Here is a 14382-nt window from a genome sequence, read left to right on the forward strand (position 1 = left end):
GTGTTACTCCTCACTTTCTCAACTACACCGTCAGAACCACACAGCTGTCGGTTTCCCAACACAGGCGCACTTCATCACCCCAGGTCGGCATCCCTTTGCGGAAGCGATGACCGTTCTGCAACTGCGCACTGATCATCTGCCCACTAAGCAACTTGACATGGTAGATCGACAGATCGCCCAGATAGGCAATGTTCACCACCTCACCCACTGCGAAGTTGCAGCCGTCTTCCGGCACTTCCTCACACAGCATGATCTTTTCCGGGCGGAGTGCGACCTGAATGGGTACGCCGTCTACCACCGATGAATCAGGATCGACCTTAAGCGCATGCCGTAAACCCGGGCTTTGCAGTATCAATGCATCGTCCCGCCGCTCCTGCAACACGCAATCGAACACGTTGACCGAACCGATAAACTCGGCGCTGAAACGGCTGTTCGGGTGCTCGTAAATCTCTTCCGGCTCACCGATCTGCACAAACTTGCCGCGGTTCATGATGGCGATACGGCCAGCCATGGTCATCGCTTCTTCCTGATCGTGGGTCACCATGACACAGGTTGCGCCCACGCGTTCCAGGATATCCACCACCTCCAGCTGCATGCGATCGCGCAGTTTCTTATCCAGTGCGCCCATCGGTTCGTCCAGCAGCAACAGCTTTGGCCGTTTGGCCAGGCTACGTGCCAGTGCCACACGCTGGCGTTGACCTCCGGAAAGCTGATGTGGTTTACGCTTGGCGTATTCCTGCATATGCACCAGCGTAAGCATTTCAGTGACGCGCTCGTTAATTTCCGCGCGCGGCATCTTGTCCTGTTTGAGGCCAAACGCGATGTTCTGCTCCACCGTCATATGGGGGAACAGCGCATAGGATTGGAACATCATATTGACCGGGCGCTGGTATGGCGGCACGTGTGACATGTCCTGACCATCGAGGACAATTTGCCCTTCCGTCGGCTGTTCAAAACCGGCCAACATGCGCAGCAACGTAGATTTTCCGCAGCCGGAAGGCCCCAGCAGCGCAAAGATTTCGCCCTTGTAGATCGTCAGGCTGACGTCTTCTACCGCGTTCTGGCCGTCAAAGGTTTTGGTGAGGTTACGGATTTCCAGCAGAGGGGTGAAAACCTTCTGCGATTTGGTTTGCGGACGAGGGATAACGTCGTTCAATCGGGGTGCTCTCCGGCTAAAGCAGTACGAACAACCACAGCAATTGCCATGGCCCAAAATGGTAATGCAGGCGGGTTAGCCCCGCCTGCTTATCACCAGAATCGGGAGATCACTTCCCGCTTTTAACTTTAGTCCATGCCCGGGTAATAACACGGTCAAGTTTCGGTGACTGCACGTTCAACGTGAACAGCTTGGCACGAATATCTGCCGGTGGATAGACGTTCGGATTATCGCGCACCTCCGCGTTCACCAACGGCGTGGCGTCTTTCACCGCGTTGGCATAAAACACGTGGTTGCTGATATCCGCGATCACTTCTGGCTTGAGCAGGAAGTTCAGGAACTGGTAGGCCGCATCTTTATTTTTGGCATCAGCCGGCATCGCAAACATGTCAAAGTAGGTCAGCGCCCCTTCTTTTGGGATTGAGTAAGCCACATTGACGCCGTTTTTGGCTTCCTTGGCACGGTTAGCGGCCTGCATGATGTCGCCAGACCAGCCAATGGCCACGCAAATATCCCCGTTAGCCAGATCGTTAATGTACTGGGACGAGTGGAAATAGCGGATATTCGGGCGCAGCTTCATCAACAGATCGTTGGCCGCACCGGTGTAATCTTCCGCACTGGTGCTGTTAGGATCTTTGCCCAGATAGTGCAAGACGGTGGCATACACTTCGCTTGGCGCATCCAGGAAGGAAACACCACAGCTTTTCAGCTTTTCCAGGTTTTCCGGCTTGAGGATCAGATCCCAACTATCGACCGGGGCATCTTTACCCAGCACCGCTTTGACCTTATCGACGTTATAACCGATGCCGGTGGTCACCATCATGTAAGGGATACCGTACTTGTTATCCTTGTCGTTATGCGCCACCAGTTGCAGCATCTCGGGATCAAGGTTTTTGTAGTTAGGTATCTTGCTCTTGTCCAGCGCTTCGAAAATACCGGCTTTGGACTGGCGCTCAAGGAAGTTGGAGGAAGGAACCACCAGATCATAACCGGTGCTGCCCGCCATCAGTTTGCCTTCCAGAACCTCGTTGGAATCAAAGACGTCATACACCACCTTAATGCCGGTTTCTTTCTGGAATTTGGCCAGGGTATCCGGCGCAATGTAGTCGGACCAATTGTAGATGTGCAGCGTATTGTCTGCGGCCGACGCGGTGAGGCAAGCCGTCATCAGCAAGCCGCCAACCACACCCGATAACCACTTTTTACGTTGGGTGACCATCCGTAACTTCCTCCAAAACAAGGGGTAAATTTGTATCCTGAAATGATACAACGCCTTTGATTAGCCGAGCGCGATCGTTGCGATCGCGAGTGAATAGCTATGCAGTTGATTGCATGCAACTTTCTCACCTGCCAGCTCACGAGGTCACAAACAGGAGCGTGAGCCTTTAGCAAGATCAGCAGCATAACCGGAGTTGCCAGACGGTGCCAGCCTCCAGGGTAAAAAACGCCTTTTATCGATTAATTATGCACAGGTTCTGTATGTGATGCGGCAATAACGCCCTAAAAGACGAGAAATATCTGGCAATAAGGGAAGAAACGCAGAATATCTGTTTGTGGGGGAAAATCTGGGCTGCGTGCCGCCAGATCTGCGGCACACATAATGTACAGCGGAGATTAATGTAGCATCGGTTGACTGGCTACGGTAGCCGGGTTCTCTTCTTCATCACCCATAAACAGCAGATCGTTCGCCCTGGCTTCCAGGATCACCATTGAGATCTGTTCTTCGCCCTGTTGCATAAAGTGGGCAAACTGCTCATAGGCCACGCCCACGGCAATGCTCAATGGCTGACAAACGATCAGCTTTGGCAAGTTATCGTCTTGAATATCAACAAAGGCCTTGATGGTCAGCGAACTGGCATTGATTTGACTGAGATCGGCCACCAGCGGGATCAGGGCGGTTGGCTTGACTTCGGCCAACGCGGAAAACAGGATCACGTTATCCACCAGATCGAGCTTGGCATCAAATACACCGTCAAAGTTTTGCATGTGCGGCAGGTGTAACGCCTGGCAAGAGTCACATTCAAAAAACGAGATCCCCAACTGATCCAACCAACGTCGTAATAACGCCAAATCGGGGACGATGAGTGAATCCATAAATTACCAGCCTCACAGGGTTCAAAGACATGAAAAGGCGCATAGCTTACGGAATATTCAATCGAGATGCCACGATCAAAGCCGCTTAATTCACTAATACGACAACATCGCACGGCATATCCGCACCTGCTATCCCCCGTATACGCCTGGCGCGACAGAGGAAAGCGCCATTTATCACCCGCCAGATTTCAGACGAAACCCTGGCCGGGCTCGTTGCTCAATGTACTCGATCATCATGCCTGCAATATCCAACCCGGTGGTGGTTTCAACGCCTTCCAACCCCGGCGATGCATTCACTTCCATCACCAGCGGGCCACGATCGGCACGCAGGATATCAACCCCGGCAACATCCAGCCCCAGCGTCTCCACGGCCTTGATCGCCGTAGCGCGTTCCTTGCCGGTGATATGCACTTTACGGGCCGTGCCGCCACGGTGCAGGTTAGAACGAAACTCCCCAGGCTTTGCCTGGCGTTCAATCGCTGCAACTACCCTACCGCCAACAACCAGGCAGCGAATGTCACAGCCGTTGGCTTCGCGGATATACTCCTGCACCAGGATATGGGCGTTCAGGCCACGAAAGGCGTCGATCACGCTCTCCGCCGCCTGGCGAGTTTCGGCCAATACCACGCCGATCCCCTGTGTCCCTTCAACCAGTTTCACCACCAGCGGTGCGCCGCCCACCAGTTCGATCAAATCACCGGTATCATCCGGCGAATGCGCAAAGCCGGTAATGGGCAGGTCAATCCCCTGGCGCGCCAGCAGTTGCAGCGAACGCAGCTTGTCACGCGCCCGGGTAATGGCCACAGACTCATTGAGCGGATAGCTGCCGAGCAGTTCAAACTGACGCAGCACGGCGGTGCCATAAAACGTAATAGCGGAACCAATACGCGGGATCACCGCGTCATAGCGTTCCAACTGGCGGCCACGATAATGAATGCTCGGTGCCGCCGGGTTGATATTCATATAACAAGACTGCGGATCGATAACATCGATACGGTGCCCACGCTGCTCTGCGGCCTCGCGCAGTCTTTTACATGAGTACAGCGAACCATCGCGCGAAAGAATGGCAATTCTCACTCGTCACCCCTAAAGGCGTTGTTCACCTGCATTGGCAGGCATTCCCCATAGCCGCGTTTAGTCTTGCGGTCCCTGGTCTTGTTTATCTTTTGGCGGAGTACGCCGATCGTTCTGCGGCGGCAGGCCACCGCGCAGGAGCGGGCTGAACCCTTGAACTACGCGCCAGACCAAAAACGCGGCAGCAGGAACCATCATGAAAACGCCTAGAAAGATCATGCCAACCGCGGCCTGTTGCGAAGCAAGCATGCCCGGCAAACGGACATAGTCATGAATACTCAGATAAGAGAGTATCAACAGCACCATGCCCAGCCCTTCAAGTACCAGCACGGAACGCGGTAAGTCACCGAATGAACGCATTTTTTTCTCCAGACTCACTGTACCCAGTGTAGTAAATTCGCCATCGCAGCAACAGCCCCTGTTGATTAATCGGTTCTATAAATCAGACCAAGAGGCAGATCCTGCTTTTTTTTAGCTCAGCCAACGAGCATAGTAAGCGGCAGACGTGAGTGATAGCGCAACTGAAGTCTTTTTATAATGGAAGGAATGTCGTTACAATAACGGTTAATTATTAATAACAGACTAGGAGTGTTACATGTTTGCTGTAATCTTCGGGCGTCCGGGCTGTCCTTATTGTGTCCGTGCTAAAGAACTGGCAGAGAAATTGACTGAAGAGCGTGACGATTTCAACTTCCGTTATGTTGATATCCACGCAGAAGGCATCAGCAAGGCCGATTTGGAAAAAACCGTGGGCAAACCGGTAGAAACCGTACCGCAGATCTTTATCGATCAGACCCACATTGGCGGCTGCACCGACTTTGAAGCCTACGCCAAAGAAAATCTGAACCTGTTCCAGTAAACTTCAAGCTCGAACAAAAAAGCCACCGAATACAGGTGGCTTTTTTACGATTAGGGTTTTTGCCGCCGATAGAACTGTTGCAACGCATGCAACATCATGCGCATTAATAAATACAGCATCCCACCCAACACACACCAGAATACGGCGCTGACCGCATAAGCCAACTCCTGCCAAAACGAATGGCCTGGCGTCAACCAAAAGTGGCGAATGAGCAAACACAGCGGTACCGCACACAGTGCGCCAAGTAAAGGACACAGGATTCTCTGCCTGCTCGACAAATAGCTGGCGATAAAACCGGGAATAATAAACAACAGCAGACCAGTTTCACCATGATGCTCGGATTCTGTCACACCGACGGCACCGCTCTTCTGGCCCAGAAAAACCAGGCTAAACAGCAGAAAACAGCTGAAAATGCCCACCCAGTATCGATAACTCACCATCCACCTCTCCCCTCCATACCCGAAAAACGACGGATATCGCGATGTGACCGCTGACGACATCGTAAAACACAGCCTATCGCACAGACCTTGCGACACACAGCCGAAATCGGCTGGCTGGCTGAACTTTTTCCTTGGTCAAAAAGGGTTAAATACGTATACCGACACAGCTTTATGCTGGCTGTCATACGTGATAGCGACTAGAATAAGCACCGCCATTCGATGGTTCGGATCGCCTTCCGATGGTTGGTTGTTATATAAGTTTTATCCATATACTCTATGGCTGAATCTAACTCTTATAGTGTTCTTTATCAAGAACTTACTGGTAAACAATAAGTTATCCCCCGTGAACATAAACGTCGCTAGTTTGTTAAACGGTAACTACATCCTGTTACTGTTTGTGGTACTCGCCCTGGGGCTCTGCCTCGGAAAGGTTCGTCTTGGCTCCGTTCAACTCGGTAATTCCATTGGCGTTTTAGTGGTCTCGCTATTGCTTGGCCAGCAACACTTTGCCATTAACACCGAAGCGTTAAGCCTCGGTTTCATGCTGTTTATTTTTTGCGTCGGCGTTGAAGCTGGCCCCAATTTCTTCTCGATTTTTTTCCGCGACGGTAAAAACTACTTCATGCTGGCGCTGGTGATGGTCGGTTCAGCGATGGTGATCGCTATCGGTCTGGGTAAGCTGTTCCACTGGGATATCGGCCTTACCGCCGGCATGCTCGCCGGTTCGATGACCTCCACACCAGTGTTGGTGGGGGCAGGTGATACGCTGCGTAATACCATCACCAACGGCCCGGCACTGCTTGCTGCCCAAGACCATCTGAGCCTGGGCTACGCCCTGACCTACCTGATTGGCTTGGTCAGCCTGATTTTCGGCGCTCGTTATCTGCCAAAACTGCAGCATCAGGACCTCTCTACCTCTGCCCAACAGATCGCCCGTGAACGTGGCCTGGATACCGATAGCCAGCGCAAGGTTTATTTGCCGGTGATCCGCGCCTATCGCGTTGGCCAGGAACTGGTTGCCTGGGCAGACGGCAAGAACCTGCGCGAGCTGGGCATTTACCGCCAAACCGGATGCTACATCGAACGCATTCGCCGCAACGGCATTCTCGCCAACCCGGACGGAGATGCGGTATTACAGGTCGGGGATGAGATCTCACTGGTCGGCTACCCTGATGCTCACGCACGCCTGGATCCCAGCTTCCGTAACGGTAAGGAAGTGTTCGATCGCGATCTCTTGGATATGCGCATCGTGACCGAAGAAATCGTGGTAAAAAACAGCAATGCGGTAGGCAAGCGCCTGAGCCAGTTGAAGCTGACCGATCATGGCTGCTTCCTGAACCGCGTGATCCGCAGCCAGATTGAAATGCCGATCGATGACAGCATCGTGTTGAACAAAGGCGATGTGCTGCAGGTTAGCGGCGATGCCCGCCGGGTAAAAAGCGTGGCAGAGAAGATCGGCTTTATCTCCATTCATAGCCAGGTCACCGATCTGCTGGCGTTCTGCGCTTTCTTTATCATCGGCCTGCTGATTGGCCAAATCACCATTCAGTTCAGCAGCAGCTTCTCCTTTGGTATCGGCAACGCCGCAGGGCTATTGATGTCCGGCATCATGCTGGGCTTCCTGCGTGCCAACCACCCGACCTTCGGTTATATCCCTCAGGGCGCGTTGAACATGGTGAAAGAGTTCGGCCTGATGGTATTTATGGCCGGTGTGGGCCTGAGCGCGGGGGCCGGTATCGGCAATACCCTTGGCGCAGTAGGTGGCCAGATGCTCATCGCAGGCTTGATCGTCAGCCTGGTACCGGTGGTGATCTGCTTCCTGTTCGGAGCCTACATTCTGCGCATGAACCGTGCCCTGCTGTTCGGTGCCATTATGGGGGCACGTACCTGCGCCCCGGCGATGGAAATCATTAGCGACACTGCACGTAGTAATATTCCTGCGTTGGGATATGCAGGCACCTACGCCATCGCTAACGTGTTGTTAACCTTGGCAGGTTCTCTCATCGTGGTGATATGGCCAGGTATAATGGGGTAGCAAGGCGGCCCGAGAAGTGATGCCATGACGAAATATTTTTTGATTTTTCTAGCAACAGGCAGAACTTTTCGAACGGGGCATAGTCTGAATTAGTGCCACTGCTTTTCTTTGATGTCCCCATTTTGTGGAGCCCGTTAGTCCCGCCTTTTTAGGTTCAAGATTAGCGGGTTTTTTGTTGCCTGAAATCCCCCCTTTGATACAGCAGGTACTTGCTTCGTTGTGAGTAGGCTCGGCTCATAGCTACACACGATGGCAGCCAGCAAGCCGACCAGACGACAAACTCAAAACATGAAAGAAGACAAGTCCGGGGATCCGATCGTTTTCACCGATCAATATCGTGTTATTGATCTAGCTAATCGATTGGACGGTTTTTAGCCATTCCTTTAAGGTTAATGGGCTTCTTGTGGCAACACCAGGGAAACGCCACAACCCCAAGAGCCCGCATAAAATGCGGGCTTTATTATGGATGCTTATGTTACATTCAGCTGGCTCACTTAATGATATAAACCTCTACGCTTCGTGGCACCAAGTCACATTGTTATTATAAGGATATTGAATAATGGCTAACGTAATCTATGCAACATTGAAAGGTAAACAGCAGGGACTTATTTCTGCCGGATGTTCCTCTATGGATTCCATTGGTAATAAAGGGCAAACCGGTCATTTAGACCAAATCCTGATTAATAGCCTGAACTATGCGATGAGTAGGGAACAACATGTCAGCCATCACCCTGTCGTGTTTACCAAACCTATCGATAAATCTTCACCTTTGCTGGGTGTGGCTATTTCCAGCAATGAATCACTTGAAGTCCTGTTTGAGTTCTACAGAACCAATGCGTCCGGTGCGCAAGAGCTTTACTTCACCATCTTACTCACTGATGCCACCATTTCCGATATCTCAGGCTCACACCCTCACTCAATTACGCACAGCGGTGCGCAACCGCAAGAAACCATCTCGCTGAAATACAAGAGCATTACCTGGAACCATATGATTGCGGGCACCAGTGGTTACAGCATTTGGGATGACAGAGTCTATTGATATAAAGGGGGGATGGTTAATGCCATCCCTCACAAGTTCACTTACCCTTACTATTAAAGGCGGCCATACTAACGAACGTCACCAATAAACCAAAGAAATAAGGGGCATAAGACATAAACTCATTATCTTCAGGAACAGAGATCCCTAGTATAGGGATGGTTTTCATATGAAATATATGCAAATGAAAAACCATAAAGGCCCCTACTACGACAATCGCACCAAACCGAGTGTAAGGGTAGTGTGATGATGATAACTTTCTGACCCAGATAAAAAACGGGTAAAGTGTTAAGATGGAAAATATTGAATATATATAGCTCACTTTCTACCTTTTCCGTGAGCCAACATACTGACAACAATACACAAGAAGGCATATATTAGCGGACCATAATACATAAAATCATCTTCTTCTGAGACGTGGACACCCAAAATAGGGATCACATGGGCTCTCAAAACTATCATATGGAAAAGCACAAACAAGAAGGAAATTATGATTCCAAAAAAATTATGCAAAGGGTAGTAAGATGATGTCAATTTTCTATTTACAAAATATAAAATAACAAGACCAATGATAGAGAAAATAGAGTATATATAGCTCATAGCATCATTTAATAACTTTATTAACAGCAGGGACAGAGAGATTCTACCTGCAATCTTCCCTGCCATTGGTTAGTTTTTACTCTTATTGTGAGCTACTGCACAGACGGCAGCGGTCAACAATCCATACAAATATGGGGCATATGACATGAACTCGTTATCATCTGGCACAGCGATACCAAGGATCGGAATTGATTGAAAGTTAAAGGCATAGATATGAAACAGCATAAATAATGATGCGACCAGGATAGCGAAGGATCTGGTATATGGGTAACAAGATGACGTCAACTGCTTTATAATTAAGTACAAAGGCCATAAGGAAACCATTGAGAATAGTGAATACAGATAGCTCATCTTCCCTCCCTAATCTAGCTTTTAGGATCCCCCCCATCGACCCTATCTATACATTCTCCTGGCAATCATATAAGGCAAACCAGTTAAGTATCCGAATGCTAATGAGAGATAGATCATTGGTTCGTTTTCAGAAATATCTATATCGAAAAAAGGTATTTCTCTGAAGTTCAGAACATAAAAGTGAAATAATGCAGGTGCAACTGAAATGAGTATTGCGTAAACATGTGCGTATAGGTCTTCAGAAAGCAATAACTTCTTTAAATAAACGAAATTTACAACCATCACCAACATCGACAATAATATATATATAGTAATCATTAGTAACTTCTCTTTTGACTATATATCGTATTTATATCACCAAGAACCTCTACAATAATATCCATAGAACTCATACTATTAATACCCATCTCTTTAAGTCCCCACAATAGATCCGCGTTTACATAGCGATATAGACGCGCAGAATCCTCTGTCAATTTATAGCCAAGCATTCCATTTACGGATAAAGCAATATCGACAACCGTATACACAACATCAGAGTCTCGCTTGCTTAATCCAAGTTGCTCCCCAATACCTTCATAAACAAATTTTACGGGCCCTGTGTAATCTTTCCTGTATAAAAGATAATAACCATTTTCAACAACCCCATTGACTCCATGTGCAATCAAGAGAGCCCCAGACATCGTTCCAACAACACTCCCTACCATTCCTGCACCAACAACCACCTGCAAACCCGACGTAACAAAACCTATGCCAGCAATAGTTAGCTTTATGTTTCCCTCTATCCTATCGTTAATATTTCTCCTCTTATCATCCACGCTAGCTTTAACAAGGATTACCTGTTGTATACTTTTCCTTGTCATAGCTTCATCTTGCTTTCTTAGATTTGCAATTTCCTGATCTAACGATCTCATCGCTTGATCTTGCGTTATTTCACCCGTATTGACTTTGGATGTAATATCATTGGAGTAGCTAACAACTTCACTAATAAACTTATCCTTTGCCAAGCTCCACTTCATATACTTACCGGCAACGCTGTTCATTACCTGCATAAGTTCATTTTGCTTATAACTGATAATAACGCCAATGACTTTTTGCTCTCCTCGCGCCCTGTCCTCCCGATTGATATACGGATCGCGTTGGATGTCTTCCAACTCGTCATACATTTCCCGCATCAATCTATCCATGATAAAAACACTCTCTAATATATCGTTTATCCCAAGACCGTTTGGTTTATATAATTGATAAGCACACCTTACGCAAGGTATTTCGATTGCCAGGCAGGTCACAGAGCGAGTATTAGGCTGAATAATGGGATATAGCCAGCAGAGCGCCCACTTAGAACCTGGGTATGGCAATGGTGGACTATTGAGACAGCTCCGCGGTGATTCGGCCTCTATAGCCATGGCCATGGCCGAATCACTACTCTGACCTAATGCCTTCTCAATACCACTCAGATTCAACACTCCCCATCAATGTTTTTCGATTGGTACCACCAACATATCAACTACGATATGGTTGATCGTACGGCGTGTACTGGATACCAAACGGCTCCACATATCGTGGTGGTGACCAAAAATCACCAAATCAATGCCCTTTTCACGGATGGTATTGTTCAGCGCTTCGCTTAGTTCACCACGGCCAATGATCACTTCACTGATAGGATAATCCGCCTGCTGCTGGATAGCGTTAAGCATATTCTTCACTCGTTCGGAGAAGGTCTTATCGGTATAGTTGAATTCGCCACTACCAAACTCGCTATAGTGACTGGCTTGCTCATCGATATAAATCAACGACAGCTTGGCCTGCAATACGCCAGCCAATTCACAACCTTTACGCACTAGCAGTTCGGCATCATCACTCAGATCGGTTGCAATAACGATATGTTGATAAGTCATATTGTCGGCCCTCCGTATTACCTTATATCCAGCCTCATAACCTACCTATTAATTCTAGTCTAATCTGCGAGTGGCTGCTTATCCTCTTATCATTCAACTGTTGGAATAATCCATCCCGGCATCAGGCCCTACTACAAAATCTGCATGCAACTAAACTTCTTCATATGCGCAGGACATCCTTGCTACCACAGATAGTCATGTGACGAAAAATCTAACCCATTGATTTATCAAAATGGATCAGTATGCAACGCCCCTACATTAGAGGGCATGTCTGCCATCTCGATTTGCCGGTCTGCATTCAGCCTCCCCCGAACCACGTCTTCCATTACAGAAAAGTTCAGAAAATAAAGAAAATATATGATGGTGTGATATGCCCGGGAACTCCTTATACTCGCCCCTGTCGATAAGAAAACAACGCCTAACCCTATCCCCTCCCATTCGACGCTTACTCTCCGATTAATCCAAACTTCGGCTTAATCATTTACCCATGATTGGCCCTTAGTGTCGGAAACGCCACACGCCATCGTCAGGATAACATAATGTCAATTTCTCCCTCTGCCCGGATCGCAAGCAACAGCTTGATTGATCCTGGGGCGATTATCGGTGCGCGCGTCAGCATTGGCCCCTTCTGCATCATTGCAGCTGGCGTCGAGATTGGTGATGACACGGTGATAGCCTCTCACGTAAACATTAACGGCCTCACCCGTATTGGCTGCGATAACGTCATCGGGCAGTTTTCCACCATTGGCGAAGTGAATCAGGATTTGAAATATGCTGGTGAAGCTACGGATGTGGTGATTGGCGACAGGAACAGGATCGGCAAAAATGCGACCATTCATCGCGGCACCACTCAAGGCTATCGGCGAACGACTATCGGCAATGATAACCTGTTCTTCAACAACGTCCACATTGGCCATGATTGCGTTGTCGGCAATACCACGGTTATCGGTGATAATTCGGGGCTGGCCGGGCATGTTGAACTGGATGATTTTGTGCAGATCGGCAATATGTGCGCGATACATCAGTTTTGTCTGCTGGGTGCCCATGCGCATATCGCTCATCAGTCCGGCGTAGTGCAGGATGTTCCACCTTTTGTCAGTGCCAGTGGCAACCACGCGGCCCCCATCGGTGTTAACGAATCAGCAGCAGCCTTCCAATCGCTGAACGATCAGCAACAGCAGGTGATCCAAACCCTATATAACATGCTGTATCACCATGCGTTGGCGATCGATAAGGTGAAACAGGAAGCGCAGCGCTTGAGCGAAACCTATCCGCTTCTGCAATGGTTTAATTCTTTCTTCTCACGCTCGGCACGCGGCATTATCCGCTAGACTCAACTCCGAGCTAATCCATTGGTTATTCAGATGGGCGCAGCATGCGGCGCCCCTATATAGCGTAGTCTGCAGCCGCTTACTTAGTTACCGCACGGCCCGTATTTTCGCTGGCTGACCAGATACGATAGCGCACCTCGACGTCCTTCGGCACGTAAACCACAATCGGCAAGCGACTGTTATAGCGTTGCATCGCGGCATCCCCCAGATGAGCGGCAACGAACTCCTGACGCTTGGTATTATCCGGGCAAGCCATCATGGTAGAAGCAGGAGCCGAGAGCTTCGCCAGTACAAAATAGTCGTAACCCCAGCCGGCCAGCGTTTTACTCTCCAGGTTGCCCCCCATCATGTGGCGATTGCAATCCACTTCCAGCGTTTGGCCAATCAGCAACTCAACCTTAAAGTTTTCTTCATTCTCCTGCTTGGGTAAATAAATGACCTGCCGGCTCATCCCCGGCTCCGCTTTCGGGAACGGTGCTACTTTTTCCAACGGCTGCATATTGAGATCGTCATTACTTGCGGTGGTTGCAGCAACGGCGCTGACAGACGCGGCCATCAACAGGCTGGTCACTACCATAGAAAGCTTGTTCATTTTTTATCCTTACAATTCATAACCTAAATACCCAACTACGCTAGCATACTTTACGCCGTTAAATTATAGGTCAAATCTGGATATCGCCCCGAATCTCTTGCCATCCATTAAGGTTTTCTTAAGACGGTAGGATTACAGTAGCCCGATCCTGTTACCGCCTATGAGCCTCCATGTGAACCCATCAAACGCCAAACAATCTTCATTAAATCAATCCTCAATGGCTAGCCAAAATCAGACTGATGCCCTTTACTCCTTGCCCGCATCCTTTTACCTTTGGCAAGCCTTTGGGCTGATAGTAGCTGCGCTGTTGTTTATCTGGCTGTCACGCAATGAACAGTTGGATTGGGCGGTCAGTAATTATTGGTATGACGTCGCCAACCAGCGTTTTCCTTGGCAGAACAACTACTGGCTGGATCTGATCAACCATCGGTTGTTAAAGATTTCAGTGATAACCGGAGCGGTGCTGGGGCTGTTTTGGGGAATTTATCGCCGTAATCCGAAGCTGATCGTCGCCATGCTATTGATCGGCATTGGGCCGTTGGTGGTGGGGATCCTGAAAGCCACCAGCGCGCACTCCTGCCCTTGGGATCTGCTGGAGTACGGTGGTAAGGCGATGTCGTTTCCCCTGTTTGGCACCACGCCAGCGTTTCCGGGGCCTGGCCGTTGCTTCCCCGGTGGCCACGCTTCCAGCGGCTTCGCCGTGATGGCTCTGTTCTTTCTGTTTTATCCGCAACGCCCGCGCCTGGCTTACTGGTGCTGGCTTGGCGGCATCACGCTTGGCATGCTTATGGGCTTTGGCCAGATCATGCGAGGCGCACATTTTCTTTCCCATAACCTGTGGGCCGGGTGGTGGGTTTGGTTCAGCCAGGTGGCTGTTTATTGGTGTATTAGCGGCTATTTTCGCCGCAAGACGAGGTAA

At 49.5% G+C, this 14382-nt stretch carries 14 protein-coding genes; 5 read left to right on the forward strand and 9 right to left on the reverse strand.

What is annotated here, in order from left to right:
* Nucleotides 1-22: 22 nt before the first annotated feature.
* From potG to ABIE29_RS10800, 5 genes are all read right to left on the reverse strand, one after another.
* Nucleotides 23-1156 carry a putrescine ABC transporter ATP-binding subunit PotG gene (gene potG, locus ABIE29_RS10780; RefSeq protein ID WP_429618648.1) on the reverse strand — a complete coding sequence of 378 codons (1134 nt, stop codon included), beginning with the start codon at nucleotides 1154-1156 and terminating at the stop codon, nucleotides 23-25.
* Between the two features lie 109 nt (nucleotides 1157-1265).
* The gene (gene potF, locus ABIE29_RS10785; protein ID WP_429618651.1) at nucleotides 1266-2375 is read right to left on the reverse strand and encodes a spermidine/putrescine ABC transporter substrate-binding protein PotF; all 1110 of its coding nucleotides are present in this window, start codon (nucleotides 2373-2375) and stop codon (nucleotides 1266-1268) included.
* Nucleotides 2376-2770: 395 nt separating this feature from the next.
* Complete coding sequence (locus tag ABIE29_RS10790; protein WP_429618653.1) at nucleotides 2771-3250, reverse strand: YbjN domain-containing protein; 480 nt, start codon at nucleotides 3248-3250, stop codon at nucleotides 2771-2773.
* 174 nt (nucleotides 3251-3424) lie between these two features.
* A complete protein-coding gene (gene rimK, locus ABIE29_RS10795) occupies nucleotides 3425-4327 on the reverse strand; it encodes a 30S ribosomal protein S6--L-glutamate ligase (protein ID WP_429618654.1) in 903 nt (300 codons plus the stop codon).
* Between the two features lie 57 nt (nucleotides 4328-4384).
* On the reverse strand, nucleotides 4385-4684 hold the full coding sequence (locus ABIE29_RS10800; protein WP_411752662.1) for a YbjC family protein: 300 nt from the start codon (nucleotides 4682-4684) through the stop codon (nucleotides 4385-4387).
* A gap of 235 nt (nucleotides 4685-4919) precedes the next feature.
* On the opposite strand from ABIE29_RS10800, the gene ABIE29_RS10805 reads away from it, so the two are divergent.
* Complete coding sequence (locus ABIE29_RS10805) at nucleotides 4920-5183, forward strand: GrxA family glutaredoxin (protein WP_065685364.1); 264 nt, start codon at nucleotides 4920-4922, stop codon at nucleotides 5181-5183.
* Between the two features lie 50 nt (nucleotides 5184-5233).
* Here ABIE29_RS10805 and ABIE29_RS10810 read toward each other — a convergent pair whose 3' ends face one another.
* On the reverse strand, nucleotides 5234-5623 hold the full coding sequence (locus ABIE29_RS10810; RefSeq protein WP_429618657.1) for an inner membrane protein YbjM: 390 nt from the start codon (nucleotides 5621-5623) through the stop codon (nucleotides 5234-5236).
* 343 nt (nucleotides 5624-5966) lie between these two features.
* Here ABIE29_RS10810 and ABIE29_RS10815 point away from each other — a divergent pair, with 343 nt between their 5' ends.
* Nucleotides 5967-7658, forward strand: a complete 1692-nt coding sequence (locus tag ABIE29_RS10815; protein ID WP_429618658.1) for an aspartate:alanine antiporter — start codon at nucleotides 5967-5969, stop codon at nucleotides 7656-7658.
* Nucleotides 7659-8217: 559 nt separating this feature from the next.
* Nucleotides 8218-8697, forward strand: coding sequence for an Hcp family type VI secretion system effector (locus ABIE29_RS10820; protein WP_429618659.1), 480 nt, complete (start codon nucleotides 8218-8220; stop codon nucleotides 8695-8697).
* Nucleotides 8698-9962: 1265 nt separating this feature from the next.
* Here the strand turns inward: ABIE29_RS10820 and ABIE29_RS10825 are convergent.
* Nucleotides 9963-10820, reverse strand: a complete 858-nt coding sequence (locus ABIE29_RS10825) for a DUF4225 domain-containing protein (protein WP_429619060.1) — start codon at nucleotides 10818-10820, stop codon at nucleotides 9963-9965.
* Between the two features lie 294 nt (nucleotides 10821-11114).
* Entirely contained in the window at nucleotides 11115-11540 is a 426-nt protein-coding gene (locus tag ABIE29_RS10830; RefSeq protein WP_429618662.1) for a universal stress protein, read from the reverse strand.
* Between the two features lie 539 nt (nucleotides 11541-12079).
* Between ABIE29_RS10830 and lpxA the strand changes: the two genes are divergently transcribed.
* Nucleotides 12080-12871, forward strand: a complete 792-nt coding sequence (gene lpxA, locus ABIE29_RS10835; protein WP_429618665.1) for an acyl-ACP--UDP-N-acetylglucosamine O-acyltransferase — start codon at nucleotides 12080-12082, stop codon at nucleotides 12869-12871.
* Nucleotides 12872-12950: 79 nt separating this feature from the next.
* On the opposite strand, the gene eco is transcribed toward lpxA, so the two are convergent.
* Nucleotides 12951-13463, reverse strand: coding sequence for a serine protease inhibitor ecotin (gene eco, locus ABIE29_RS10840; protein WP_429618666.1), 513 nt, complete (start codon nucleotides 13461-13463; stop codon nucleotides 12951-12953).
* A gap of 160 nt (nucleotides 13464-13623) precedes the next feature.
* Between eco and ABIE29_RS10845 the strand changes: the two genes are divergently transcribed.
* Nucleotides 13624-14382: a phosphatase PAP2 family protein gene (locus tag ABIE29_RS10845; RefSeq protein WP_429618667.1), complete on the forward strand. Its 759-nt coding sequence runs from the start codon at nucleotides 13624-13626 to the stop codon at nucleotides 14380-14382.

Source organism: Serratia sp. 2723 (assembly GCF_050434425.1).
Taxonomy (GTDB): domain Bacteria; phylum Pseudomonadota; class Gammaproteobacteria; order Enterobacterales; family Enterobacteriaceae; genus Chania.

Bases quoted from the DNA above. Each gene is read 5' to 3' on its own strand.
- ABIE29_RS10790 (WP_429618653.1), bottom strand. From the start codon at position 3,250: ATGGATTCACTCATCGTCCCCGATTTGGCGTTATTACGACGTTGGTTG.
- ABIE29_RS10845 (WP_429618667.1), top strand. From the start codon at position 13,624: ATGAGCCTCCATGTGAACCCATCAAACGCCAAACAATCTTCATTAAAT.
- ABIE29_RS10800 (WP_411752662.1), bottom strand. From the start codon at position 4,684: ATGCGTTCATTCGGTGACTTACCGCGTTCCGTGCTGGTACTTGAAGGG.
- ABIE29_RS10820 (WP_429618659.1), top strand. From the start codon at position 8,218: ATGGCTAACGTAATCTATGCAACATTGAAAGGTAAACAGCAGGGACTT.
- ABIE29_RS10810 (WP_429618657.1), bottom strand. From the start codon at position 5,623: ATGGTGAGTTATCGATACTGGGTGGGCATTTTCAGCTGTTTTCTGCTG.
- ABIE29_RS10805 (WP_065685364.1), top strand. From the start codon at position 4,920: ATGTTTGCTGTAATCTTCGGGCGTCCGGGCTGTCCTTATTGTGTCCGT.
- ABIE29_RS10830 (WP_429618662.1), bottom strand. From the start codon at position 11,540: ATGACTTATCAACATATCGTTATTGCAACCGATCTGAGTGATGATGCC.
- eco (WP_429618666.1), bottom strand. From the start codon at position 13,463: ATGAACAAGCTTTCTATGGTAGTGACCAGCCTGTTGATGGCCGCGTCT.
- potF (WP_429618651.1), bottom strand. From the start codon at position 2,375: ATGGTCACCCAACGTAAAAAGTGGTTATCGGGTGTGGTTGGCGGCTTG.
- lpxA (WP_429618665.1), top strand. From the start codon at position 12,080: ATGTCAATTTCTCCCTCTGCCCGGATCGCAAGCAACAGCTTGATTGAT.